Consider the following 24,604-nt stretch of genomic DNA (forward strand, 5'->3'; position numbering starts at 1 on the left):
TTGTTTTATTAATATATATCACAAGCCTATTAAGTGACCTTAGAGCTGGTCAGGAACAATTAATCCACTTTTACCAAAAGAACCAAAGGAGAATGGACCATGACGAAATGGAAGGTGGAAATGCTTCAGACGCCAAGGGGAAGGTTTGAGATTTTTACAAAGGGAGTTGGTAAACCCCTCTGTGTCACCCATTTGTATTCAGAATACAACAGCTCTGGTGACTATTTTGCAGAGATGTTCACCGACCATTATCAGGTATTCCTAGTCAATTTAAGGGATGCAGGGAATTCAGAAAAGCCAAAGGAAGCATTTGAGCTTAGTATGATTGATGCTGTACTAGATTTAGAGGCTATAAGAGAATCAAAAGGATTCACAACTTGGGCCTTTGTCGGACATTCAACAGGCGGAATGCTAGGACTTCTTTATGGAATCCATTTCTCCTCTTCATTGGATGCTCTTATCGCTGTAGGATCAGCTGCCAGAGAATACAGCTCCTCCTCTGAAAGATGTATTTATAATGAAAAACATCCCCACTATGCTAGAATGCAAGAGCTGATGGAGATATTGAAAAAATCTACTCTTTCTGCTGAAGAAAGAACTTCCTATAGCAAGAAAAGAATCCAGCTTTCCCTTTATCGTCCCGAAAAATATGAGGAGTTCTTTTCTAAAGGTATCTCCAAAAGCATTGTTGCTAGTCGATTGAACTTTTTTAGCAGAGAGGCGCTGATTTACGATGTCACTCGTCAGTTGCCTTCCATTCAAGTCAAAACCTATATCCTTTGCGGACAACATGACGTCCAATGTCCAGTAGAATTTTCATTTGAAATGAAAGAATTGATCCCCCGCTCCTCTTTATGGATTTTTGAAGAAAGTAATCATTATCCTTTTTTAGAGGAAAAACAAGCTTTTGAGGAGGCTGTTTCTTTCATTGTTCAGGGACTCTCATTTCCTAACTAATTGTTGTTCTTCTGCGTACTTTTTTAGAGCATCTACACGAGTCACAATAAAGTTTCTCATATATCTTTCTAAAAACAGTTTATCTGCAAGCTTACCAAGGATACCTAAGGGAGAAGTATAGATGAAGGTATCCTTCATTACTGTACCGTTACCTTTTTGAACAAACTCATGGGTGTGGGTAAAGGAATGGAATGCCCCCTTCACCATGACATCTGTAAATTTGTGTGGTCGATCCATCTGCGAAATTTTAGCTGTTAGTCTTTGCTTAACTCCTAGATGTACTGCTTCCCAAGTAACGGTCTGCCCCTCTTCAATGTATCCCGAAGTAACTCCGGCAATTGCTCTCTCTTTTGTTTTGGCTGTTGTTTTCATATGTATATCAATGTCTCTGGCTAAGTCAAAGCAGACTTCTATTGGCGCTTCTATATACACTTCATATTGGATTACTGGCATAAACTTTGCTCCTTATCAGCATGAGGGTGGGACAATTAAGACGTTCTTTTTGGTCCTCCGATGCGACGGCCACTTAGAGCAGGAAAACGTTATCGCACGATGAGACGTTCTTATTTTCCAAACTTAAAATGAGCCATAGCTGCACGCTAACGCATACTGTTGCTATGGCTCAACTGTAACCCTGTTTTTACAGCAATCATCGGCACCGCTTTGAACCATGAGTACTTCCTAATAAAAATCTTTAACAAGTGGAATATACTCATCATGTTTTTTTGTCCAAGCCTCCATCATTATTTCTTCGCTATGTGGACCTTCAGTTGTTTTCCTTTTACTGTTGTGTTTTTCATGGTCTTTAATACAAGGGGACCTTTACCGTTTAGTATTTCTACATAGGTCGAGTTGTCCTGAATCGTAATAATGCCAATATCGTCGGCAGTGACACCATTTATTCTTGCGATGGTTCCTACAAAATCGACTGCGCGAAGCTTCTTTTTCTTACCACCGTTAAAATAAAGCTTCGTAATACCTTCGTTTAGCTTTTCACCTTTCTGTGATTTAAGCTTAGGTGCTTCCTCCATTTTCTCAAGGAAAGCTTCTCTATTTTTCGAAACCTCTTCTTCTGTATAGTTAGGACCCGCTTCTATTTCAAAGCCGATATATTCCTCAATTTCTTTTACAAATTTCCCTTCGTGAGGGGTAGCAAGTAAAATAGACTTTCCGGTCATCCCAGCACGTCCAGTTCTACCCGTACGGTGTACATAGCTTTCTCGTTCAAGTGGTACATCAAAATGAACAACAAGGCTTATATTTTCTATATCAATTCCACGTGCTGCTACATCCGTTGCAATAAGATAGCGAAATTCCCCTCTTCGGAAATCATCCATCACTTCGAAACGGTCTTCTTGATGCATGCCCCCATGAAGCTTATCTGCTGTGTATCCTTTTCGGTCCAGCACATCCACTAGCATATCAACGCGATCCTTCGTTCGACAAAAGATAATACAGCTATCTGGATTTTCTACAATTGTCATCTTTTCCAGAAATGCTATCTTCTCTTCCTCTTTTACGACATATTTTGCATGCTCGATAGAGGATGGTTGTAACTCATTGGTTTCAACCTCGACAGAAACAGGTGCTTTCATATGCGCACTGCTCAAGTTCTTTATATCCTCAGAAAGTGTGGCTGAAAAAAGCATCGTTGTGCGGTTCTCCGGCAACAGTTTAATAATAGATTCTACCTGCTCTAGGAATCCCATATTTAACATTTCATCTGCTTCATCAAGCACTAAGTATTCTATTTTCGAAACGTCAAGCGTACCCTTTTCTATATGGTCTAATACACGCCCTGGGGTACCCACTACTATATGTGTCTTCTGCTTTAATGCAAGCTTTTGCTTTGCAAAAGGAGACTTTCCATAGACAGCAAGAGCCTTTATCCGCTTAAAACGGCCGATATTTGTAAAGTCCTCCTGTACCTGTACAGCTAGCTCTCTCGTAGGAACCAAAACAAGTACCTGTGGCTTGTTTTCTTCCCATTTCACTAATTGACACAGTGGAATAGCATAGGCAGCAGTTTTACCACTTCCTGTTTTAGATTGGACTGTTACATCCTGCTTTTGTAGTGCAACCGGTATCACTCTTTGCTGAACCTCTGTCGGCTCTTGGTAGCCTAACTGGTCAATCGCTTTTATAATTTTTTCATCTAATTTTAGATTTTTAAACTGGTTCATTTATTTTCTCCTCTATTTTAAGCTTTCTAATTAATTTTAAACTTCGACAACTAATTTATTCGTTTAATCGACAAAAACGTATCTTATTCTGGTAATCTCTCTATATAAAAGCTTAATTTCCTCTGTTTAGGTTCCATCTATGGTACAATGAAACTATCGCTTTTTGTGAGAATTTTATAGAAAAGAGGCAATGACATGAGTTTCCAACGACAACCAAAGGATGTTACACCTTTCGTGGCAGCACGGAAAATTGATGAGAAAATCTCTTTTACTCGAAATAACCATGAGGTGCAAGGCACAATCTTTAAAATCTTAGAGCAATCGGTAATTGTGGAAATATCCACGGAAGATGCAAAAAAGATTAATGTCCCTTCCAACTTAACAGTAGTATCTCATAAACACTACACCGTAATATAACGTCTAATTTCCTCGATAAATGCCTTTCCGTATTTATCTCGTTTATTAGCGCCAACACCATGGACATCTAATAGCTCTTCTTCGGTTTGCGGACGCTTTACACACATGTCCTGTAACGTTTTATCAGAAAAAATGACAAACGGAGGTACTCCTGCCTCGTCCGCAAGTTTTTTCCGAAGTGCTCTTAATCCTTCAAATAACGGATCATCCACAGCAATTTTCTTCGTTACCGTTGCCCCTCTTCGCATAATTTTACTACTCCCTAATAAAACTTCCTTCCCCTTAGGGGAAATATAAATCGTAGGCATGCTCCCATGGTTTACTAGTAATAATCCCTCTGCAATCATAAACTCAATAAGTCCAGAAACCTCTTTTACTGATTTTCCTTTTAAAATTCCATAAGTAGATAGCTTCGTAAATCCAAAGTCTTGGATTTTTTTGTTTTTTGAGCCAGTTAAAACTTGCGCAGTTATCGTCTTTCCAAATTTTTGTCCCATGCGAACAACACAAGAAAGGACCATTTGCACTTCCTTTGTGACATCCTGAATTTCTCTATTATCTGTGCAGTTTCCACATCTGCCACAGTCCCCGCTAGTTGGTTCGCCAAAGTATTCTACGATGAATTTTTGTAGACAGCTTTCTGTATGACAGTAATCTACCATTCCTTGGAGTTTTTCTAGCTCTTGCGGAATTCTATCGCGGTCCGGTGACTGATCAATTAAGAAACGTTGCGTTTGGACGTCTTGAGATGCATAGAGGACAACACATTCACTTGGCAATCCATCTCTCCCTGCTCTCCCTGCCTCCTGATAATAGCTTTCCATATTTTTCGGTAGCTGATAATGAATGACATAGCGAACATTGGATTTATCGATCCCCATACCAAAAGCATTCGTGGCAACCATTACCTGAGCGTCATCCGTCAGAAAGCGTTCCTGCTCTTGATTCCGCATTACCTCGGACAAGCCTGCATGATACTTTGCAGCACGAACCCCTGCTTTATTTAACAAATCATAGAGCAAGTCCACTGTCTTTCTCGTTGCTGCATAAATAATCCCAACTTCATTTGCATTCTTTTTAATAAAATCCTTGAGGAATTTGTTTTTGTCTTGTCCCAACACGACAGAAAAGGTTAGATTCTCTCTTTCAAAACCCGTAATTACCGTGTGGTCTTCACTGATTTGCAGTAGCTTGCAAATATCCTCTCGAACAGCCGGAGTTGCTGTTGCAGTTAGCGCTAAGATGACAGGCTCCTCGGTAAAAACTTCCTTTAATCGATGAATCAAACGGTAGCTAGGACGAAAATCATGTCCCCACTGTGAAATACAATGCGCTTCATCTATTGCAATCAAAGGCACCTTTACTCTTTTTAGCTGGTTTAAAAAAAATTGCGAATCTAGTCGTTCAGGAGCAATGTACAGTAAGCGATACTGACCATTCACAACCTCCTCCATCGTTTCTCTCACTTCTTCCGTAGTCAATGAGCTATTGATGAAGGCTGCTGGTATCCCCGCCTGCAATAGTGTGTCCACCTGATCCTTCATGAGGGAAATTAAGGGAGAAATCACAATGGTAGTACCTTCTAGCATAAGAGAAGGAATCTGATAACAGAGCGATTTCCCTCCTCCAGTAGGCATTACACATAAGCTGGATTGCTGATTCAACACATGTTGGATAATCGTTTCCTGCCCCTCACGGAAGGAGTCGTAGCCGTAGTATTTATGCAGTAATTGTCTTGCTTGTTTTATCAATAATGTCACTCCTTATATTAGTGAAGCAAAAGAGGAAACAGATTATTTTCCGTTTCCTCTTTTATTCGGTCCTGATTGATTCGTCGGCTTTGGATCAATCTTGTCTTTGTCTGGTCTTAATAACAGTAATCCAAGAAGAGAAGAAAGGATTGCTGCTCCAGCAGTCATGATAATTTTATTTAGGTTGGATACTTCATCGTATTGATCCTGACTTAGCATAATCGTGGCCAATATGATTACTATTACCATGATAGGCACAATACCTTTTAATTTATTCAATGGTAACTTCCTTTCCGTTACATATCTATCTCCATTGTACCACAAGGTCGGTAGAGAAGGAGATTCAAGGAATCTTTCTCTTCCTGCTTTTCGTCAAATAGGAGAGGGGGAAGCCAAATGTGGGAATTACTATTATTCGCTTTTATTTTTGTTTTCGTTACTGTTTATGTGGGATTTTTACTAACTTTGAAGAAAAGTAGAAAAAGGAAGTTTGTTACTTGGGGTTTACTAACTATGTTCATTTTCGCGCCGGGCCTTAGTTGGCTATTCGGTATGAGTGTTGGGATACTCGTTGGGGATGGTTTTGCCGCAGGAGCCATGATGGTAATTTTATTTCCTATTGTTTTCATCATTGGTCTGGTCCTATTACTAATAGGCATTTTTAAAAAATGGCATGGTTAAGCTGACCAAGCACATGAGGGGCCTATAAAATGACTCGTTTAATGAAAGGAAGCGCTTATGATTTGTAACAGGATCATAAGCGCTTTTGATACTCTTAGTCAGCTTACCGTCTATGTTAGAGCTCTTTTATAATTACGATTTTATCTTTTCTTTTAACGCTTCAAAGCGAGCACGAATTTGCTCGCGTTTTTCTTCGACTTTGTGTTTTCGTTCCTCCGAACGTTCGTGTTTCATTTGAATTCGTGCTTGATAAGCCAATTCTTCTTGCAATTCCTCCGCATACTCTATTTCTTCTTCAATGACATGTGCATCGTAGCGAACAATCATCGTTTCAAATTTAGCGAAATAGTCATCAAGCTTTGCTTCATCCTCTTCCTGAATAACAGCCAAAATTGCCACATCGTTGTCTTGCAAACGACTTGTCACTGAATGAAGAATCCCTGCGTTTTCCTCCTCTTCATCAATCGATGGAAGTGTACCAAGGGAAGCACCTACGCCCAACCCTAATAGCACACCTATTGGACCACCTAAAAGACCAATAAAGCTACCTATAATCGAACCAATTACAGCACCTTCACTTTTCTTTTGTTCATTAGTAAAATGATCCTTTCCAATTATATTGCCATTTTCTCTCTTAATAAGTGACGCTTGCTCTATTAAAATATCTTTTTCTCTCGAAAAAGTATTTTGACAAATTTCCGTAAAGGCTTGAAATGCTTCACTTTCTGTTTTGAAATACACAATTAATACATTTTCCTTTGCCATATAGTGTCTCACCTCGTACATATTTTACAAAAATATTTTAACAACAAGCACTTTTCAAATCTAACTAACTTTTTCGTAAGGATAATATTGGACCAACCGTATTCATCTGGGAGAAGGAAAGTTATTACATAAATACTTCTGCAGTTTAAAAATATACAATCCAAATCTCTATTAAACTTGTACCTACCAAGGCACCCTCCTTTGTATATTAGTTTTTGTATGTGATAATGATAGAAACTCAAAATGAAGGATGAATATATTTGAAACAAGAATTAGCTATAAAAGTAAACGAGACAACTGCAAATGATTTACAGAGAGGGGTTCCTATCTTACACAAGGAAGGATTTCCTCGTATAGATTCGTTAGAGGAAGGGGCCATTGTAAAGCTTCAAAATCCCTCCGGTAAGTTTATCGCCAAGGGCTATATTGGTCATCAAAACAAAGGACTTGGCTGGGTACTGACAAAAAATGAAGCGGAAACGATAGACTCTAAGTTCTTTCAGCGAAAAATCAAAGCTGCGCTTGAATATCGTAAAGAATACTTCCAAAATCCAGATACAACGGCCTTTCGAGTGTTTAACGGAGAAGGTGATGGGATAGGTGGATTAACCATCGATTATTTTGATGGCTATTACTTGATTAGCTGGTACAGTGAAGGAATCTATTCCTTTAAGAAGATGATATTAGAAGCACTTGAATCTAGTACTGAATATAAAGGTATCTATGAGAAGAAGCGCTTTGACACAAAGGGACAATATGTAGAAGATGATGATTTTGTCTGTGGGGAAAGAGGCGAATTCCCTTTAATAGTAAAGGAAAACGGCCAAAGCTTTGCTATCTATTTAAATGATGGCGCCATGGTTGGCGTATTTTTGGATCAACGAGATGTTCGGAAGAAGATTAGAGATACTTATTCCAAAGGAAAAACAGTCCTAAATACTTTCTCTTACACAGGCGCATTCTCTGTTTTTGCAGCTAGTGGCGGAGCTAAAAAAACAACTAGCGTCGATTTAGCAAAAAGAAGCTTAAGCAAAACAACCGAGCAGTTTGAGGTCAATGGTATTGATCCATCACAACAGGATATTGTCGTAATGGATGTTTTTGAGTACTTTAAATATGCAAAACGTAAAGAACTATCCTTTGATTTAGTTATCTTAGACCCACCAAGCTTTGCTCGTTCTAAAAAATATACCTTCAGCTCCTCAAAGGATTATACAAAACTATTGAAGGATGCTATTTCTCTTACGAATAAAAACGGAGTGATTGTTGCATCAACCAATAATGCTACCTTTGGAATGAAAAAGTTTAAAAGCTTTGTAGATAAGGCGTTTAAGGATAGCAATCTCCGCTACGAAATTGAAGAGGAATACTCCTTGCCAAGTGACTTTAAAACAAGTCCTTTATTTAAAGAAGGTAATTACTTAAAGGTATTGTTTATTCGAGTGAAATAAAATATTTCTAGACTATAGCCGAAAGAGAGACGCTCTTAAAATGTCTCTCTTTTCGGGTACATAAAAAAGCTACCACCTGTAAAATTACAGACAGCAGCTTTTAAGTTTCTATTTATACCTCAGCTTGTACCTCTTGTACTGTTTCCTCTACCTCTGAACGAGACATTTTTTCTTTTCCGTTTTTCAGTGCTTTCAATGTTTTATGTGCTAGCGCTAATGGCAGCTTACAGAAAAGCAGGATACTCTTGCGATCAATGCTCTTGATGTATTCATCTGCTTTTGCCAAGTTACCTTCGGCGTACGCAAACATATCTGCTCTTGTCCAGCCCTCTGGGAAGAACTGCACACCACGCTCTTTGTCCTCGTCTTTGTTACGAAGGATATTGACCGCTTGAAGTCCTCTTCCATAGGCAATTGCCAGTTCCCGATCTGCCTCTATGTTTGCATTCCATTTCCAAAGATCAGAGAGCATAACACCTACAAGACCTGCAACATAGTATGTATACTCATCTAAATCTTCCTTGGTTTTTACTTGCCAGTTCTTCTCTACCCATTTGGCCATTCCTTGTGCCATCTCACTCGTGTAGTTTTTGACTGTTTGAAGTAAATCACTCGGACAGATCTTTAACCAATCCCCTAAACGTAAAGAAACTGGTGGTAATATATCCTCATAAGGAGCGACAAGCTCTCTGTATTCATTTTCATCGAAACTATCATTTAATAACAATTGGCTAGTAGCACGTAAGATAGATTGCTTAGCATCAGGATCCAATGTTTCATGGTCTTCAATTTCGTCTATAGCACGCATGCAAAGATATGCAGAAGCAACCGCCTTTTTAAGCGTAGGCTCTAAAAAGGTTATTGGAATATAAAAGGTTCTGCTCGTTTTCTTCAGCATGTCCATGGCTTCTTTTTGTAATGTTGCTACTTCTTGCACAACTAGTCCTCCATTTCACTACCTTAAGACTCTCTCTCTATTGTATCGGATTTCCTTCAAAAGATAAAATGGGATTGTTTACAGAATACGTAAGTCTGATAGTACCTCCGCTTTCTCAAAACGATCGCTTTGCACAAATTCTATCAGTTTTCTTGCTACCTCTTCTGCACTGCTAAGCTGTCCAGAAGCTTTGTAATCTTTAAAACGGTCAACTAACGGGAATTCTTTCTCAGAGGAAGATCTTATTTTTCCCTGCATATTTGTATCAATTATTCCCGGTGCTATTGAAACTAGACGAACGCCATACGGTTTATTCGCCTCTTCAAGCTGCACTGCCTCTGTAAATCTGTCTAACCCAGCTTTTCCTGCACAATAGCAGCTCCAACCCTCATAGCCTTTTCTTCCTGCTCCAGAGGATATTTGTAGCACTCGCTTTGGAATTGCGCTTGTTGCACTTGCTTGGATAAACACACTCGTCAAGATCATAGGCGCAGTTAGATTAACCGCAATACTCTTCGCAATATCTTCTGCACTTAAATTACCAGCTAATCCAAGAGGTTCAATAGTTCCCGCATTATTAATTAACGTTAAAGTTGAAGCGTTATCCAATGCTTTTCCTAGTATTCGTTTCATTTCAGGCTCCAGCAAGGAACTTTCAGCTAAATCTAGCTTGGTGTGATGATAGTTTTCGTGGTTGATATCACTCTGACTTCTAGAAATACCAAACACTTTTTTCTCCTGCTCTAATAGTTGCTTCACTAGTTCCTTACCAATTCCGCTGGTTGTACCAGTTACAATAAAAACATCCATCCAGGCTCCCCCTCACTTTTCATATCTCTAGCATAGCCCTCTCTTATACCTCTTTCAAATATAATCTAACAAGCTAGTAAAATGATTAAAAATTTTCTGGCGGGGTAAACGAATAAGGACAAAAAGAACTAGGAGGTAATACAATGGCTACCAAGGAGCTTGCTTTACATGAACAATTAGAGGTACATGAAGTGCTGATTTTCAAAACTGCTTGTGTAACAAAAAGTAAATTATTTGTGGATCTAGTTCAAGATAAAAAGCTTAAGGAAATTTTAGAGGAAGATTTAGAGCTTTCTACGAAGGCTATTAAAGATTTACGAAAAGTTCTTGCAGATGCAAGTAAATAAATGAATGAATAGGAGGAATATTACATGGCTACTAAAAAAGAAGAAACAAAAAATGAACAACAAGAAATGGCAATGATTGACGACTTAGCAATTGCAACTGATTTATTGATCACATCCAAAGCCGCTGTTCGTAACCTTGCGACAGCTATCACTGAAACAGCTACTCCTTCTGTGAAGAAGCTACTACGCCGTGAACTGGACAACGCTATTGATACTCATGACAAGATTGCTCAATATATGATTAAAAACGAAATGTATCATGCATACGATTTGGACGAGCAAATGGAGCATGATTTAGAAAAAGCAGATATTGCTTTGAATTTAGCGAAAAAATAAGAAGTAGCTTGGGACGTCAATTGTCCCAAGTTTTTTTCTGTCTTCAATTAGAAATTCCTTTTACACTTATTTCTTCCAAGTATTTTTACCTCTCTCTTGTTATTCTCTTAATACCTATACAATCTCCTTAACAAAACTCACATCTATTTAAAATGCGCAAAAATGTCCTAAAAATCCCTCGTTTTATCCTCTTGTTTATCCATTAATTATTTTAAAATAATGTGCTGTCCACTATGTATGTAAAAACAGATATAGGACAACTTAAGATGATTGGAAAAATCGATCTAAATTTAAATAGTGTGGTGATTTGAATTGGAAAAAGAAGCATTATCCAAAATAGAAGCTCTGGCTCAAAAGAGGTTATTTATTCATCAAAGTAGCTCTCTCAATTATCTTTTAAGAGCTATACTTGCAAGTTTATTCATTGGTTTTGGCGTTATTGTAGCGTTTAAAACGGGTAATTACTTTTACTTAGAACATTCTCCCTTTGCATATCCAGTTGCAGCCTTTACATTTGGTATTGCTATTATCTTGATTTATTATGGCGGGGGTATTCTGTTCACTGGAGATACCTTTTACTATACCTATGGTGCTATTCGCAAGCAATTGGGCTGGAAAGATGTCGGAAGGTTATGGTTATACAGCTACGTTGGAAATATCATTGGAGCAGTTTTATTTGCACTGTTGATTTTTGCAACCGGGCTATTCAAAGATCCTTCTGTAAACAGCTTTTTAGTAAGTGTAGCTGAAGGAAAAACATCTGCACCGACGTCCGAATTGTTTTTCCGTGGTATTCTATGTAACTGGCTTGTATGCCTTGCCTTTTTCCTTCCTTATCGTATTCAGGGAGAGACTGCAAAAATTGCCGTAATGCTGTTTCTAGTTTTCGGTTTCTTTGTATCCGGTTATGAACATAGTATCGCTAATTTTGTTACCTTTGGTGTGACAATGGCAACTCAGCATCCAGATGCAGTGACATTTAGTGATGTCTTACACAATATTATTCCTGTAACATTCGGAAACCTTATTGGTGGAACATTGTTCATGGCATTCATGTACCATTACTTAAACAAACCGTTTATGGAAGCTGAAGAAGATAAAAAATAAAATTTAGACAGGCACATATCCTACCAACAAGTAGGACATGTGCCTGTTTTTTACTCTGTATAATTACATCACGTAGAAGCTGCGGCAGCTTCATCAGCTTTCACACAATCAATTGCCACAACAATTGCAATGATCATCGTTTCCATCTCGTCTTTTAACACTTCCACCTTGTAGCTATCACCCCAAGTGAACCATTCCTTACTTACACTGCCAACCACTTCACCATCTTGAAATACCTGAAAATTCATATCCCACCAATTGCCACGCACCTCCATATTCGCCGCCTGAATCGTATAGCGTGCTTTAAAAAAGGAAAATTCCTTTTGAATCGTCAATATCTCTCGCCCATTCACTTCTACAAAAAACTTAGGCAAAAAGCTAAATACCTTTTTAGTAATTAACGCAACCTCCTCTCTTGCCTTATTCATAATGGAAAAAGTCTTGGGCACTCTCAGAAAACTGCCCTCCACGTAATAAACATCTCTCTCCTGCTGATCCTTTACTGTAAACTTACCACTTAAACTAAACACCTTTTGCTTTATATATAGCTGTTTCATTTTTTGTCTCCTTCATATTTGACTTAGATATCTTGAGATTGATTAAATCCTTGATTAGTTCTCCACTTAAATAATGTTATTCACCATAACTTGGGGTTGAATGTCATCCCCAAACTTTTGGTGATGAACCTAAATAATAATTTTATAGGAATTATATTCTCTCTATATCACCCATCTGCAAGTAAAGTTATATCGATTATACAAATTCAACTTTACTATAAATAAAATTAATTGTAGCATTTTAATCTAAATATTCTATCTTTTTAGGGGTGCTACTCTCAAACAAATAGACGCTTTAACAATACCTCTGATTTTTTTTCAAAAGTTTTTAAGAATAAGTTAGCCTATCGTTCGTTGTAATTAACGAAAAAGCTTTTTTAATTTATATAAGGAGCGGAGTCGATGAAAAGTACCCCTAAGAATTTTATTTTGAGATTAAGAAAACAAAAAGAAGATGCACTAGAATATATTATTGATCAATATATGCCTCTGGTTAAAACGATAACAATCAAAATCCTACACAATAAAAAGCGAGCAGATATTGATGAATGTGTAAACGATGTATTTCTTTCTGTGTGGGAAAATAGCAAACAGTTTAAAGGTGACCAAGAGGATTTTAAAAAATGGATAGGTATGATTGCAAAATATAAAGCAATAGATTTATACCGACGTGCTGAAAAACAGCAGACCATTGAGCAACCAGATATACTACTTAATGAAAAAGCAAGCTTACTTCAAACAGAGCAACAAATCATGCGTAAGGAAGATAAAAATGAAATTCTGTTTGCGCTTAGTGAGTTTTCAGAGTTAGATCGTCATGTATTTATTATGAAATATTATCTTGAACTTTCGAATGGCGAAATCGCAGACTCCCTAGGAATAACAAAAGCCGCTGTTGATAATAGGCTATATCGCGGGAAAAAGGCTTTGGCTAATAATACAAAGCTAAAGGAGAGGTTTGTATGAGTATAAAGGAATGGGTAAAACTTGATATAGACCAAATGGAATTAGAACAGGTTTCAGAGTCAGAAAAAAAACGAGTGAAAAATCATGTATTAAATAAACAAAAGAAGGGGACGGCATGGAAGAAATTTGTGGCTGCAGCAGCAATACTAATTAGCGCAGTAGCTGCAACAAACTTTGCTTTTCCTTCTGTGGCATCCCAGTTACCATTTATGGACAATGTGATTCACTATATAAACGATGAAAATAAGCAATACACTAACTTCGAGTCTTTTTCTAGTGAAATTGGAATGGTTCAAACTGACAACGGTATGACTATTATGATTGATAACGCAGTGTATGATGGCACAAATATTACAGTGTCTTATGCCATAGAAACAGAACACGATTTTGGTGATACTATTCATGTTCGCGCTCCTAATTGGTTTGAAGTAGCCGGTTCTAAGGGGAGTGGAGGTACTGGTGGCATTTCAAAGATTAGTGATTCCCGTTATGTGGGCTTTTCCAGTTTTACACCTCACTTTAAAAGCAATGAATATCCTGAAACAGTTAACATTACATGGGAGCCTAAAGCATTTTACAACCCTGTCACAAATACCGAAGTAGAGGGTGATTGGTCATTTGACTTTTCACTAAATCGATTAGAAGGTAACTTACAGCTATTGAATAAAACTATTTCAAATTCTGAAGTGAGCTTCACTCTTTCATCCATAGAATTTACAGATGTATCCACGATTATTTCATACCATCAGTCAGTTCAGGATAGTTTGCTAAAGGAGTGGGAGAGTGTTTCGCCTGTTTTCTATATCACAGATAATCTAGGAAATAAATATATGGATGGTACTGGGGGAGCTGGCACAACAGACGATGATTATAAAACATTTAAAGGAACAACATCCTTTGGAGTGATTCATAAAGATGCAACCCAACTCATTATCCAGCCTGCGGAAGTTGCAAGCTTACTTTATGGGAAAGGACATATTGAAATCGAGTTGGAGCCTATTGTAATTAATATAAAGTAATGTGTATTTTTGTGCCAAGTCCATATAACGGTCTTGGCACTTTTGGTATTCTATCAAACCTCTTCATTTGAATATAAACAGCAAGATTGTACACAGCTCATCTACCCACTTTTTCATCCATTCTCTTCCTATTTTTACTTCTCATTTCTTTTATTTTTTTCACCCTTGAACATATATCGTATACCTTTACCTGCTAATGACTCATCCTTGTACCGTGGCAACACATGAAAATGCGCATGCATGATATGTTGTCCTGCGATTTCTCCACAATTCCAGCCTAAATTATAGCCACTTGGGTCATAAACCTCATCTAAATACTGTTTTACTTCCTGTAGAAGCTCATAGGTAGCATTCCACTCTTCTATCGTTAAATCAAAAGCTGTCTCTCTATGTATTTTCGGTACAATAATTCCAGCACCCTCAAGTGGCATACCTTTCTTACGAGCATCCTCCAGTTGCAAAAACATACAATGCTCATTTTCCATCATTATCGTTTGTGTAGGCATTAACTCTAAATGACACAGCTGACATTCATTCATCTTAAAGGCCCCCCTCTTGTTAGGATTTATTTCTCAAACACCCTTATTACTTTTAATAAATAAAATAATATCAATATATAACTTGGTCATCTCTTCTGGAGTTTTATCTAAACCATTTTGAACCCATTGCTCGATTAATCCTAAAAAAGCCGATGTAATGAATGATAAAAAGTACTCCATTGGAACAGTTAAATCGGCAGTAAATACTTCATTTTTCTCCAGGTTTATACGTACCTTTTCTGAAAAAGCTTCCCTAAATCTAAGGTGAAAGCCTGCTCTTCCGTGGTCGTTTAAAAAAATCTTTAATAATGGTGAATGCTTCTTTATAGAGTCGAACAGGGCCGCAGCAAGCTGCTCCTGCCCTGCTTCAAATGTATTGGTAGAAGAATAATTTGACTGTAATTTATCAATATGATCCCCTAAGTCATTAAATAATTGCTGTTCAATTTGATCTAGCAGGTCAAATTTATCCTTATAGTGTAAATAAAATGTTCCTCTATTTATTTTTGCTTGCTTCGCAATGTCTCCAACCGTAATGGATTCGAATGACTTCTCCTCTAAAATTTGAATAAACGATTTTTGTATAAGCTCTTTTGTTTTACGATTTTTCTCTAAATAAGTGCTCAAAAACATCCCCCTTTCAAAAATTGAACAATATGTTCATTTTGTTGATTGCTTTGCTTTATTGTAAATCATAAAATTAATAGAAACCACTAAACAGTGTGTTCATAATTAAGAAGGGACGAAGATCGCTTGAGACTATTTAAAGAAAAATTAGCATGGGCAGCACCCATCGCTGTTATATTAATCATTGCACTATTCTCAGTAAACTTATTTGCACAAGGAGATCCTCAAGTAAGAAATCTACCAGTCGCACTCATTGTGAATGATGAAGGTAATCATGTAGATGCTGTAAAAGCGGCCGTGCAACAAATTAGTATCGGCATAGACGGTAAAGAACCTACGTTAGCTTTTACGGAAGAAAAACTAGAGAATATTGAAAAGCTATTTGATGATAAGAAATATTATGGCGCATTAGTTATTCCAGAAGGCTATAATGATGCCGTACAAAACGCTTTAACAAACAACAGTGCCGCAACATTAGAAGTATATATTAACCAAGGCTTTAACGCGACAGGTGCTAACTTCGCTAAAACAGCCTTAAACGGTTTAATCACTCAGGTAAGCGGACAATACTCTGCTAACTTTATCGAACAATTGGGCGACCAAAAAATCGATGCTGACAAAGCTGCAGTACTAGTGAATCCGATTATCTCGAAAGAACAAGTATTTAACCCTATTACTGCCGCTACAGCAAATGGTAGTGCACCTACTTTAATGGCAGTGCCTGCTTGGGTAGGAGCATTAATTGGTGGTTTCGTTTTATTCTTGGCTACTTCTAGCATTCTAAAAAGAGAAATGCTAACTCGTAAACAAACATTACGTTTAATGGGTGAACAATTATTATTTGGTGTTTTTGTTGCCCTGTTTTCAGGCTTCACCGTGGCAACTTTAGCATCTATCGCTGGGATTAACATGCCTAGCTACTTCCTAGTTGCTTTCTTTGTGTCCTTTGCAGCGTTCTGCTTCTTTTTATTAGTATCTGCAATTACAGCTTGGATTGGTAAGCCAGCTATTACATTGTTTATGGTAGTCATGCTTTTAGGTATGGGAGTACTCATGACGCCACAAGAAATGCTTCCAGACTTTTTTGTAAACTTCATTCGCCCTTGGGTTCCTATCCGTTTCGCGTCAGAAGGTCTACGAGAAATCTTCTACTTCGGCAGCGGCTTCTATACAGGTGGTTCGTTCCTTACTATTTTAGGTATCGGTATTGCCGGTTTTGTTATCTATCTACTCTCACTCTTCAAGCCAGTGAAAGTAGCAAAAAAATAAGAGGTAAGACGTTATTTTGCAGCTATCGCAGAATAACGTCTTTTTTAATGGTTCTTCACCATAACTTGGGGTGGATTTCCGTTCTGGCTGGACGCTTTCCTGGGGGTGCGGCTTCGGGACAACAGGATGTTGGTCAGGAAAACGTTGGCACACGATGTGCCGTTCTTAGTTTTCCATCTTGTTTCGGATGCTTCCGAAACAATTGGATTTTCCGCACGGGTGCTCCTGTCGCTTCGGTTTCGTCGCAAATAAATTCGCTAATCCCCTAGGAGTCGCCAGCCGACACTTCAATCAACTTTTTCTTATATGTCATCTCCAGCTTTTGGTGATGAACCTTTTTAATTATATTTCTACATCTCTTTTCAATTCTTTGTAGAGACGATTACGTGCCAGTTCTTTACGATAGCGACATCCCAGCTAGGAAGTCTGCATTTAAATTCGAGGTCTTTGCGATAATCCACCTTATCTCCACGATTACACCAAGGGTCTTTACGATAAGACGAGAGGTCTTTGCGATGGTATTGGGCCTACATCTTTATCCTCTTTTCCACAATCTCTTAACTTCTTTTAACTCTGTACTATCAAACGTTAAACGATAGATATCTGGCATATCGAGGCTGCTCCAAAAAGAAAAGTCATATTGCTTATCAAAATAATTCATCATCAACACTATAATGTTTCCATGTGTGCCGATGACTATGTTTTGATTTTTGTAAGTTTCTAATACCTGATACATTGCCTCTATCCCCCGTTGTTGAGCAACAAGATTGGACTCTCCGCCTTTCCAAGCAAATTGCTCATCCTCCCATACTTTTCGGATGGCAAGATGAAAGTCCTCAGCCGGCTCCGTAGACAGCTTTCTTTCTTTAAATCCCTCTACTATCTGGATTTCTTTATTTCCGTATGCTGCAATACCTTGGACGGTTTGTATTGCTCTCTTATATGGACTTGAAATCACTACATCTATCTTTTCCGTTTTTAAAAGCTCTGTCACCCTGTGAGCATCCTCAAACCCTCTCCTTGATAAAGGTCGCACCAGTTCATCTGGTGTATAAATGGAATGAGCATGTCTTACAAAATATAAATTAGTTACAAAAAACAACTCCTCTATGATTGCTCTTCTCACTTTCTACAAGTAGCAATCGGAATCCTTTCTTAGCCATTTAGATGTAAACACGCAAAATGCCATGACCAACTTGGCCATGGCATGAAGTAATTCTAACTATTCAGCTTTAATATCGACTCTTCTTCGACGAAGGTGGAGGTATTAAATAAAAATAAGACATCCTCTATTCCATTCTCGTTCATATATTCCCCTATACTTCCATTGTAATATCGAATATCCACCACATGAATCTCAGGTACATGGCAAGTTAGGAATGGTATGATGTTATGTGCATAAGAGTCCTTGATGATGAGTAGCTTTTCTTGTTCAATGTCTGGGGCAATCAGATTTGAAGTTATTTTTATTAATGCATGGACGCCGCCTAGAAAATAGGAGTATTGATCCTTCTTCTTCAGAAAACTTTTGTCATACATACTTGTCCAGGTTTGATTGGTATCTGCTATGAACATTCCAGTTGCAATAGCTTTGCGTGGAAAATAAGCGTCTATCGTATCTGGAGAAAGTCCTTTAAACTGGCTTCGCGTATGATAGCTACCAAGGAATGAATCACTCACTTTATGGATATAAAATTCACTTTTTGACAGTGGGTGCCACCCCATCTTTTCTGCATAAGCAACATACGCCAAGTACGCCCCGTATGTCGTCCAATGGTGATCGGTACGATAATAAATGGATTCAGATTTTTGTGGGTCAAGGAAATCAAAGCCATTTAAATAAGTTAGCTCTTTCGATAAATGATACCCGACAAATTCATTCACCTTTTCTTGAGAATAAGAAGGTGCCAGCCATGGCAAATACTCGGGATAAATACCAACAGATGTAGGTGCCAATAAAAACGTCACCTCTACATTCGAACGACTAGCAGCAAATCCATTCACCGTATCCAGATAGCGCCGGAGCTTTTGATCGTCTGGTTTCTGAAACTTTTCAAATAAATAGCCATTCTTTCCTTTATAAATACCATTATTCTCTTTCTGTAGACGTGCCTGTTCACTAATGGACTTTACCTCTAGCCACTTATTTCGAAAGGGAAAATGATCCGTTACATAGCTCTCCGCATCTGCTGCATAACTGGAAGACAGTATATTTTTTAAGGTAAGGTCCGGGAGCTTTTGTAAGTATCTGTTTTCTAGTTCCGAAAATCGTTGGTGTGGCAACAGAAAAAAGAGAAATGCTAAAAGAAACAGTGACCCGATGAAAAAAGTTATTAATAGTTTATCCGCTTTTTCCTTCAAGTTTTCACTCCTTAGAAACGGAAATATAAAAATGGGTTAAAGGTAGCGTCCACTAAATAAGCGACTGACAGAAAGAAAAGAAAGCCATACCACGCTAGATAAAGCATCCAAAAACCCTCCGCTCTTAACCACTGCTTCTTGGGCAGAGAGGCAATGATTAAAACGATTAACAAAATAATATTTGTATAAAAATAGTATCCCGTCTCCGCATTCCAAAGTGGTTGGTTATTGAAGCCTGCCATGGCCGTTAAATAATCTACTATTAGAGAAGGCGTCTCAAAGGCAAACAGTACCCACCCTACAAGAATCAATACAAGCGCATACACATGCCTAATCCACTGCGGTAAGCCAGATAAAAGCTTCAAGCCTATCCACTTTTCAAACATGAGGATGATACCGAAATACAGACCCCATAAGATGAAATTCCAGCTTGCTCCATGCCAAAATCCCGTTAGCATCCATACCACTAATATATTCCTTGCTTGCTTTAGTAGTCCTTGGCGATTCCCTCCCAAAGGTATATAAACATATTCTCTGAACCAGCTACCTAGCGAGATGTGCCATCTTCTCCAGAAGTCTGTGATGCTTTGGGCTGTATATGGTTTATTAAAGTTTTCATTAAAACGAAAGCCAAACATGAGACCAAGTCCAATAGCCATATCGGAATAACCGCTAAAATCAAAATATATTTGGAATGCAAAGGCAATAATCCCTAACCAGGCAGTTAGCATGGGCAATGCATCTGTCTGGGAGCTCGAAATGGACTCCCAGAGTAAACCGATATTATTAGCTAATAGCACCTTTTTCGCCAGCCCGATAGTAAATCTTCGAACCCCTTCAGCAAACTGCTCTCTATTTTCCGACCGATTTTGAAGCTGTTCTGCTATCGTATTATATTTCACTATCGGCCCTGCCACTAACTGAGGAAATAATGATACGTAAGCCCCAAAGTCAATCCAGTTGCGCTGTGCCTTCGCTGTACCTCTATAGACATCTATAATGTAAGACATGGACTGGAATGTATAAAAGGAAATACCGATTGGCAGTGGAAGCTCTGTTAACGGTATATCGGTACCAAATAGCCCATTAATATTCTGAATAAGAAAATCAGCATATTTAAAAAAAGATAATAGCGCAAGGTTGACCGTCACAGATAATGCCACTACCACTTTTCGTTTAGTAACATTGAAATTTTGTTTATCTAATAACAATCCAAAAAAGTAATCGGATAAGGTCGACACCAGCATGATGACAATATAAATTGGTTCTCCCCAGGCATAGAAGAAAAGACTTGTTATAAATAAAAGTAAGTTTCGTATCCTTCTGGGCGAACAATAATAGAGAGTTAAAACTGCAGGTAGGAATAAAAACAGGAAAAGCAGACTACTAAAAACCATTTTCTAGGATTGTTTAAAAAAACCTTCGTATACTTCTACAAGCTCGTCCGCACTTTCTGAGATAACGAACAACACATACTTGCCCTTCGTAACTAGCTTATAATTTTTCGCATTTTCATATTGGTCTGGAAGGTATGTTTCAAATTGTTTTTGTACGTTTTCCGCTCTTTTCTTCAATGCTTCTTCCACTTCTGGTACATCTGCTTCATCTTTTACTTTTAAAATCGCAATTTCGTTCGTCTTCACATTCATCATTGGAATTCGTATCGCATATGCCTCAAGCTTTGCAGGGTCTATGTTATACGTATCCTTTATCTGATCATCAGTTAATTCCATCAGCATCGGCTGCTCTACCTTCGCTAACATTTCTTCCACCATTTCATTTGGCGTTAAACCTGGATCTGCTGATTCCTGTTCGTTACTATTAGAACACCCTGCCAGTAGCAATCCACCTATCATCATATGTCCCAATATCATCTTTAACTTATTCATTGAAATGTCGGCTCCTTTTTTAGAATATATTTTGTTTTGTTTCAAAAATTATTCCAATTACTCAAACGTATTATGCAAATTAGCGAAAGTTAATATCCACCAATACAAATTCTCCAACTATCGATAACATCCGATTTAATATTTTCTCCGTCATTTTGTTCATTCCTATAGTAAACATATTTAGAAATTTATTATTCCCAAAAAGTATTAAATATGGTAAAATTAATACTAGTTAATTAAGACTAATCCAAAAGACCCTAAATTTAAGCATTTACGACATATATGAAAGGTATATAGTCATCAACAGAAATATTTATTGGTACAAATTACTACTATTTAATTCATCCTGAAGGAGACTCACTGTGATTAAAAATTTTAGAATGTCTATAAAAGCAAAAATCTATACGATAGTTATTGTGGTAGTTTTAACGAATGTTCTAGTAGGGATAACTGGGTTATATAATCTACAGAAGGTCCAGTCCTCTTTAGAAGAGAGTTTGGAAAGTAGATCAAAAAATTTGAATCTATTACGGACAGTTGGAATTGATTTTCACCAAATGTACTTGGCCGAAAAAAATCTTTACCTTTACGAACCGGGTACGGAAGCTTTTAAAGCGCAACTTGAGGAGTATAATGGCCAAAAAGAGGATATCCAAGAAAGATTCGCTGAATATTACGGTAATATTATCAATCTTCCAAATGAAGAGGAACTTGCTCAAACGTATGAAAGCATGAAAGAAGAATATTTTATCATTTCACAGGAAATTGTATCATTACTATCTTCTTCTAATCCTGCCGACCGTGAACAAGGCATGTTGCTATCTCAAGGTGAAGGCTTGAAAAAATTTGAAGCTGCAGAGGAATCGTTAGATGTCATTGGTGACTTATATTACGATAACAATGAAAGTATGTTGAAAGATGTGAAAGAAAATTATTCCCAACTCTTTCTGATTACATGCATTATCATTATCCTCGGGCTAATCGTTAGTACGTTGCTTGGTTTACTAGTTATCCGTTCGATCAATCGCCCAATTCTCACGCTAAGAAATAATGTCAGGAAGATGGCTGAGGGTGACTTAACAGCAACAATTAATTCATCTACAAATGATGAGTTAGGGGAATTGTCCAGGGATTTCAACTTAATGACTAATCAAACAAAGCAACTAATCTCTACTGTCAGAAAAACAGTAGAACATCTAAGTGATTCATCCCACCAACTTGGTTACATTTCTGAGGAAACAAGTAAAACGGGTGAAAAAATTAGTAAAGAGATTGTGGAAATTGCAGCAGGTGTTACAAAGCAAAAAAATCTAACAGAAATAACGAATCAAAAGACCTTTGAATTATCAGAGGTTATTAATAAATTGAACCAAAAGAATATAGATATGGACAAACTATCTGCGAATGCAAAAGTAGTTTTACAACAAGGCGTTGGCAAGCTAGAGGATTTACAAGAAAAAACAGAGATATCCATAAACAGCACACATCAAGTTGTGGGAGTAGTACAAGTTCTTGCGGAAAATATGAAAAAAATTGGATCAATTGTTCAGACCCTAAATGAGATTTCTAGTCAAACTAACCTACTTGCACTGAATGCAAGCATTGAGGCTGCAAGAGCTGGAGAGTATGGGGTTGGATTTGCGGTAGTTGCATCGGAAGTACAAAAATTAGCAGCACAATCTGCAACTGCTTCCAAACAAATTGAAGACACCATCACGACAATTGAAGATGACACCAAGAAAACGTTAGTATTAATGAATCAAACTGTACAGATTAACAATGAACAAGGTAATATAGTTGCAGAAACCGGAGTAGCATTCCACACAATAAACGAAACAATTAGCCATATCCTACATTCTCTCAATGAAATTGCTGAGGAAATTTCTCATGCGAATAATATAAAAGAGGATGTCGTAAACGCTATAACTGATATATCACACGTCGCTGGTGAAGTCTCACAAAAAACAGAGTTAATAAATGACTCCATTGATCATCAAAACAAAGCTTTTGATAATCTTCAAAAATCAGCTGAAATGTTAAATGAACTGAGCGAAAAAGTAAACAAGATGATTCATAGCTTCCGTATAGAATAATAGAAACATAAATAGCTCTTCTATCTCTTTTTTTCTGATAGAGGGCTATTTTTCATATAACCGTTTATCCCCTTCATCTTTTTATTACCATCAAATAAAAAAACATTAATTGTAATTATATCAACATCTAGATACTGTATAAAGGCAATCTAGTGCCGAGATTGGAAGAACCTTTAACAGCTTTGCGTGTTAAAGCTCTTGCCGTTTGGATATACCAATACCTTAAAGATAATAAGGAAGGTTATGTTAAAATAAGGTAAAAGTATATTAAGAAAGACAGCTCTGTTGAAAAATTCATTTTCATTTTAATTCAACAGGTAAATTAAATATTTTTTAGAGGGTGAAACAAATGGGATGGAAACGGTCTACTAAATTTTATATGGGATTGGGCTAATAATTGTTATGATCACTGGATATAATTTATACGGTTTTTATAAGTTAAATGCTACCAAGATATTTGTCGAAGAATATCTGGAAGAAGAAGGATATATCGAAAATCTAATCTTTCAGGAGATAGACATTGGATGGTAGTGGTTAGATTAGAGGGAGACCCTAAAGTATATTATTATTTTAAATCGAAAAATAAACTGATTTTAGAATCGTATATTTTAGTAGGCTATGAAAATGTAGTCAATAAAGTAGTAAAAACGAGGAATTCCTAATGACTAAGATTGCGAACGATGTTCTTTTCTCCAATTAGTGCTTTTGTTTAATTTGGTCAATAAAGTATTGCATAATAAAACGCTCATTAAGTGAAATTCACATTTTACCTTTTAAGAAGAAAGGACCAAGCATGATGAAAAAACTATACACCATGTGGATGGTAGTTATGTTTATTCTAATAGGCTGCGATAGTAATACCACGGAAGAATCTCCTACCAAAGAACTCGAAAACAGTGCAAATGTACAAGAAGATAGTAACAGCTCCGAACATGATATAGAGAATACAGACACAGACACAGACACAGACTCGGCCTCTAGGGAGCAGTCTACTAATACGGAAATATATACAGAAGAAAATCCAGAAACAGAAACACTAGCTCATTTTTCTAATGAAGAAATTGAATACGCTAGAATTTGGTTACAGCTTGGTCCCAATCAAGAGCTCGACGAATTATATATAAAGCATATTCCAGCTGGTACAGCTCTTAACCCTGATGACAGCACAAGTGCAAGCTACCCAGAGGATGTCATCCAGTTAGCCGGCTCTCGCTTAGTAGATGGCTCGGTCACATATAGCGGGAATGGGAATGGCACGATCAACGTATACAATGTTCCCTTACGCTGGGATGGAATTAACCCTGCTGGCGAGCAATTTTACTTAGATATTATCTAAAATACGAAGCTAGTATATGTGGATCCAGGTGATGAGGAAGCAGTAATAGAATTGATTAAGCTGCAGCGTAAGGAATAAGAAAGATCCATTACGCTTAGTAGAGGGCTCGGTCACATATACAATGTTCCTTTGCACTGGAATGGACTTAACCCCGGTGCTAGGAAGAGGGAATAAAATTAATTAAATTAGGTATTGCTAGAGCAATT

The 24,604-nt window shown here is 37.5% G+C and carries 27 protein-coding genes; 13 read left to right on the plus strand and 14 right to left on the minus strand.

Annotated elements, in window-relative coordinates; all coding sequences use genetic code 11:
- The first annotated feature begins 99 nt into the window (after window positions 1-99).
- A complete protein-coding gene (locus AC1VU3_RS11660) occupies window positions 100-957 on the plus strand; it encodes an alpha/beta fold hydrolase (protein ID WP_480390571.1) in 858 nt (285 codons plus the stop codon).
- On the opposite strand, the gene AC1VU3_RS11665 is transcribed toward AC1VU3_RS11660, so the two are convergent.
- Window positions 943-1,410 carry an SRPBCC family protein gene (locus AC1VU3_RS11665; protein ID WP_482983563.1) on the minus strand — a complete coding sequence of 156 codons (468 nt, stop codon included), beginning with the start codon at window positions 1,408-1,410 and terminating at the stop codon, window positions 943-945. The genes AC1VU3_RS11660 and AC1VU3_RS11665 overlap by 15 nt on opposite strands.
- 290 nt (window positions 1,411-1,700) lie before the next feature.
- Window positions 1,701-3,140 (minus strand): DEAD/DEAH box helicase, encoded by a 1,440-nt coding sequence (locus tag AC1VU3_RS11670; RefSeq protein WP_480390569.1) that lies wholly within the window; start codon window positions 3,138-3,140, stop codon window positions 1,701-1,703.
- Window positions 3,141-3,335: 195 nt separating this feature from the next.
- Between AC1VU3_RS11670 and AC1VU3_RS11675 the strand changes: the two genes are divergently transcribed.
- The gene (locus tag AC1VU3_RS11675) at window positions 3,336-3,557 is read left to right on the plus strand and encodes a DUF2187 family protein (RefSeq protein WP_480390568.1); all 222 of its coding nucleotides are present in this window, start codon (window positions 3,336-3,338) and stop codon (window positions 3,555-3,557) included.
- Here the strand turns inward: AC1VU3_RS11675 and recQ are convergent.
- Both recQ and AC1VU3_RS11685 read right to left on the minus strand, forming a co-directional pair.
- Window positions 3,542-5,308: a DNA helicase RecQ gene (recQ, locus tag AC1VU3_RS11680; protein WP_480390567.1), complete on the minus strand. Its 1,767-nt coding sequence runs from the start codon at window positions 5,306-5,308 to the stop codon at window positions 3,542-3,544. The genes AC1VU3_RS11675 and recQ overlap by 16 nt on opposite strands.
- A gap of 42 nt (window positions 5,309-5,350) precedes the next feature.
- Window positions 5,351-5,587: a hypothetical protein gene (locus AC1VU3_RS11685; RefSeq protein WP_480390566.1), complete on the minus strand. Its 237-nt coding sequence runs from the start codon at window positions 5,585-5,587 to the stop codon at window positions 5,351-5,353.
- A gap of 117 nt (window positions 5,588-5,704) precedes the next feature.
- On the opposite strand from AC1VU3_RS11685, the gene AC1VU3_RS11690 reads away from it, so the two are divergent.
- Window positions 5,705-5,989 (plus strand): hypothetical protein, encoded by a 285-nt coding sequence (locus tag AC1VU3_RS11690; protein ID WP_482983564.1) that lies wholly within the window; start codon window positions 5,705-5,707, stop codon window positions 5,987-5,989.
- A gap of 132 nt (window positions 5,990-6,121) precedes the next feature.
- Here the strand turns inward: AC1VU3_RS11690 and AC1VU3_RS11695 are convergent, their stop codons facing one another.
- Complete coding sequence (locus tag AC1VU3_RS11695; protein ID WP_482983565.1) at window positions 6,122-6,754, minus strand: hypothetical protein; 633 nt, start codon at window positions 6,752-6,754, stop codon at window positions 6,122-6,124.
- Window positions 6,755-7,014: 260 nt separating this feature from the next.
- On the opposite strand from AC1VU3_RS11695, the gene AC1VU3_RS11700 reads away from it, so the two are divergent.
- Complete coding sequence (locus AC1VU3_RS11700) at window positions 7,015-8,205, plus strand: class I SAM-dependent rRNA methyltransferase (RefSeq protein WP_482983566.1); 1,191 nt, start codon at window positions 7,015-7,017, stop codon at window positions 8,203-8,205.
- Between the two features lie 112 nt (window positions 8,206-8,317).
- On the opposite strand, the gene AC1VU3_RS11705 is transcribed toward AC1VU3_RS11700, so the two are convergent.
- Both AC1VU3_RS11705 and AC1VU3_RS11710 read right to left on the minus strand, forming a co-directional pair.
- Window positions 8,318-9,142 (minus strand): squalene/phytoene synthase family protein, encoded by an 825-nt coding sequence (locus AC1VU3_RS11705; RefSeq protein WP_482983567.1) that lies wholly within the window; start codon window positions 9,140-9,142, stop codon window positions 8,318-8,320.
- Between the two features lie 78 nt (window positions 9,143-9,220).
- Window positions 9,221-9,952, minus strand: coding sequence for an SDR family NAD(P)-dependent oxidoreductase (locus tag AC1VU3_RS11710; RefSeq protein ID WP_482983568.1), 732 nt, complete (start codon window positions 9,950-9,952; stop codon window positions 9,221-9,223).
- 143 nt (window positions 9,953-10,095) lie between these two features.
- Between AC1VU3_RS11710 and AC1VU3_RS11715 the strand changes: the two genes are divergently transcribed.
- The 3 genes from AC1VU3_RS11715 to AC1VU3_RS11725 all read left to right on the plus strand — a co-directional run bounded on the left by AC1VU3_RS11715 (window position 10,096) and on the right by AC1VU3_RS11725 (window position 11,742).
- Entirely contained in the window at window positions 10,096-10,299 is a 204-nt protein-coding gene (locus tag AC1VU3_RS11715) for a spore coat protein (protein WP_482983569.1), read from the plus strand.
- Window positions 10,300-10,323: 24 nt separating this feature from the next.
- Window positions 10,324-10,635, plus strand: a complete 312-nt coding sequence (locus AC1VU3_RS11720; RefSeq protein ID WP_482983570.1) for a spore coat protein — start codon at window positions 10,324-10,326, stop codon at window positions 10,633-10,635.
- A 312-nt stretch (window positions 10,636-10,947) separates the two neighbouring features.
- Window positions 10,948-11,742, plus strand: a complete 795-nt coding sequence (locus AC1VU3_RS11725; protein WP_480390710.1) for a formate/nitrite transporter family protein — start codon at window positions 10,948-10,950, stop codon at window positions 11,740-11,742.
- A 68-nt stretch (window positions 11,743-11,810) separates the two neighbouring features.
- On the opposite strand, the gene AC1VU3_RS11730 is transcribed toward AC1VU3_RS11725, so the two are convergent.
- Window positions 11,811-12,299, minus strand: a complete 489-nt coding sequence (locus AC1VU3_RS11730; RefSeq protein ID WP_480390711.1) for an LURP-one-related/scramblase family protein — start codon at window positions 12,297-12,299, stop codon at window positions 11,811-11,813.
- A gap of 402 nt (window positions 12,300-12,701) precedes the next feature.
- On the opposite strand from AC1VU3_RS11730, the gene AC1VU3_RS11735 reads away from it, so the two are divergent.
- Window positions 12,702-13,265 carry a sigma-70 family RNA polymerase sigma factor gene (locus AC1VU3_RS11735; protein ID WP_482983571.1) on the plus strand — a complete coding sequence of 188 codons (564 nt, stop codon included), beginning with the start codon at window positions 12,702-12,704 and terminating at the stop codon, window positions 13,263-13,265.
- Window positions 13,262-14,284: a DUF4179 domain-containing protein gene (locus tag AC1VU3_RS11740; protein ID WP_480390713.1), complete on the plus strand. Its 1,023-nt coding sequence runs from the start codon at window positions 13,262-13,264 to the stop codon at window positions 14,282-14,284. The genes AC1VU3_RS11735 and AC1VU3_RS11740 overlap by 4 nt, the downstream gene beginning before the upstream one ends.
- Window positions 14,285-14,418: 134 nt before the next feature.
- Here AC1VU3_RS11740 and AC1VU3_RS11745 read toward each other — a convergent pair whose 3' ends face one another.
- Both AC1VU3_RS11745 and AC1VU3_RS11750 read right to left on the minus strand, forming a co-directional pair.
- The gene (locus AC1VU3_RS11745) at window positions 14,419-14,823 is read right to left on the minus strand and encodes an HIT family protein (protein WP_482983572.1); all 405 of its coding nucleotides are present in this window, start codon (window positions 14,821-14,823) and stop codon (window positions 14,419-14,421) included.
- Window positions 14,824-14,856: 33 nt separating this feature from the next.
- Window positions 14,857-15,450, minus strand: a complete 594-nt coding sequence (locus AC1VU3_RS11750) for a TetR/AcrR family transcriptional regulator (protein ID WP_480390715.1) — start codon at window positions 15,448-15,450, stop codon at window positions 14,857-14,859.
- Between the two features lie 126 nt (window positions 15,451-15,576).
- Here AC1VU3_RS11750 and AC1VU3_RS11755 point away from each other — a divergent pair, with 126 nt between their 5' ends.
- Complete coding sequence (locus AC1VU3_RS11755) at window positions 15,577-16,719, plus strand: YhgE/Pip domain-containing protein (RefSeq protein ID WP_480390716.1); 1,143 nt, start codon at window positions 15,577-15,579, stop codon at window positions 16,717-16,719.
- A 535-nt stretch (window positions 16,720-17,254) separates the two neighbouring features.
- On the opposite strand, the gene AC1VU3_RS11760 is transcribed toward AC1VU3_RS11755, so the two are convergent.
- The 4 genes from AC1VU3_RS11760 to AC1VU3_RS11775 all read right to left on the minus strand — a co-directional run bounded on the left by AC1VU3_RS11760 (window position 17,255) and on the right by AC1VU3_RS11775 (window position 20,969).
- A complete protein-coding gene (locus AC1VU3_RS11760; protein WP_482983573.1) occupies window positions 17,255-17,821 on the minus strand; it encodes a histidine phosphatase family protein in 567 nt (188 codons plus the stop codon).
- A gap of 116 nt (window positions 17,822-17,937) precedes the next feature.
- The gene (locus tag AC1VU3_RS11765; protein ID WP_482983574.1) at window positions 17,938-19,080 is read right to left on the minus strand and encodes a DHHW family protein; all 1,143 of its coding nucleotides are present in this window, start codon (window positions 19,078-19,080) and stop codon (window positions 17,938-17,940) included.
- Between the two features lie 11 nt (window positions 19,081-19,091).
- Window positions 19,092-20,477 carry an MBOAT family O-acyltransferase gene (locus AC1VU3_RS11770; RefSeq protein WP_480390687.1) on the minus strand — a complete coding sequence of 462 codons (1,386 nt, stop codon included), beginning with the start codon at window positions 20,475-20,477 and terminating at the stop codon, window positions 19,092-19,094.
- 3 nt (window positions 20,478-20,480) lie between these two features.
- Entirely contained in the window at window positions 20,481-20,969 is a 489-nt protein-coding gene (locus tag AC1VU3_RS11775; protein WP_480390686.1) for a DUF4358 domain-containing protein, read from the minus strand.
- A 362-nt stretch (window positions 20,970-21,331) separates the two neighbouring features.
- Here AC1VU3_RS11775 and AC1VU3_RS11780 point away from each other — a divergent pair, with 362 nt between their 5' ends.
- The 3 genes from AC1VU3_RS11780 (at window position 21,332) to AC1VU3_RS11790 (ending at window position 24,398) form a co-directional block, all read left to right on the plus strand.
- Entirely contained in the window at window positions 21,332-23,062 is a 1,731-nt protein-coding gene (locus AC1VU3_RS11780; protein ID WP_480390685.1) for a methyl-accepting chemotaxis protein, read from the plus strand.
- Between the two features lie 524 nt (window positions 23,063-23,586).
- Complete coding sequence (locus AC1VU3_RS11785) at window positions 23,587-23,724, plus strand: hypothetical protein (protein WP_482983575.1); 138 nt, start codon at window positions 23,587-23,589, stop codon at window positions 23,722-23,724.
- A 131-nt stretch (window positions 23,725-23,855) separates the two neighbouring features.
- Window positions 23,856-24,398 (plus strand): hypothetical protein, encoded by a 543-nt coding sequence (locus AC1VU3_RS11790; protein ID WP_482983576.1) that lies wholly within the window; start codon window positions 23,856-23,858, stop codon window positions 24,396-24,398.
- The last annotated feature ends 206 nt before the right edge of the window (window positions 24,399-24,604 follow it).

It is taken from the genome of Psychrobacillus sp. Z16_25 (genome assembly GCF_056856695.1).

Coding starts and splice junctions, on each gene's coding strand:
- AC1VU3_RS11660 (WP_480390571.1), top strand. CDS start 100: ATGACGAAATGGAAGGTGGAAATGCTTCAGACGCCAAGGGGAAGGTTT.
- AC1VU3_RS11665 (WP_482983563.1), bottom strand. CDS start 1,410: ATGCCAGTAATCCAATATGAAGTGTATATAGAAGCGCCAATAGAAGTC.
- AC1VU3_RS11670 (WP_480390569.1), bottom strand. CDS start 3,140: ATGAACCAGTTTAAAAATCTAAAATTAGATGAAAAAATTATAAAAGCG.
- AC1VU3_RS11675 (WP_480390568.1), top strand. CDS start 3,336: ATGAGTTTCCAACGACAACCAAAGGATGTTACACCTTTCGTGGCAGCA.
- AC1VU3_RS11690 (WP_482983564.1), top strand. CDS start 5,705: ATGTGGGAATTACTATTATTCGCTTTTATTTTTGTTTTCGTTACTGTT.
- AC1VU3_RS11695 (WP_482983565.1), bottom strand. CDS start 6,754: ATGGCAAAGGAAAATGTATTAATTGTGTATTTCAAAACAGAAAGTGAA.
- AC1VU3_RS11710 (WP_482983568.1), bottom strand. CDS start 9,952: ATGGATGTTTTTATTGTAACTGGTACAACCAGCGGAATTGGTAAGGAA.
- AC1VU3_RS11715 (WP_482983569.1), top strand. CDS start 10,096: ATGGCTACCAAGGAGCTTGCTTTACATGAACAATTAGAGGTACATGAA.
- AC1VU3_RS11720 (WP_482983570.1), top strand. CDS start 10,324: ATGGCTACTAAAAAAGAAGAAACAAAAAATGAACAACAAGAAATGGCA.
- AC1VU3_RS11730 (WP_480390711.1), bottom strand. CDS start 12,299: ATGAAACAGCTATATATAAAGCAAAAGGTGTTTAGTTTAAGTGGTAAG.
- AC1VU3_RS11735 (WP_482983571.1), top strand. CDS start 12,702: ATGAAAAGTACCCCTAAGAATTTTATTTTGAGATTAAGAAAACAAAAA.
- AC1VU3_RS11740 (WP_480390713.1), top strand. CDS start 13,262: ATGAGTATAAAGGAATGGGTAAAACTTGATATAGACCAAATGGAATTA.
- AC1VU3_RS11745 (WP_482983572.1), bottom strand. CDS start 14,823: ATGAATGAATGTCAGCTGTGTCATTTAGAGTTAATGCCTACACAAACG.
- AC1VU3_RS11770 (WP_480390687.1), bottom strand. CDS start 20,477: ATGGTTTTTAGTAGTCTGCTTTTCCTGTTTTTATTCCTACCTGCAGTT.
- AC1VU3_RS11775 (WP_480390686.1), bottom strand. CDS start 20,969: ATGAATAAGTTAAAGATGATATTGGGACATATGATGATAGGTGGATTG.
- AC1VU3_RS11785 (WP_482983575.1), top strand. CDS start 23,587: ATGGTAGTGGTTAGATTAGAGGGAGACCCTAAAGTATATTATTATTTT.
- AC1VU3_RS11790 (WP_482983576.1), top strand. CDS start 23,856: ATGATGAAAAAACTATACACCATGTGGATGGTAGTTATGTTTATTCTA.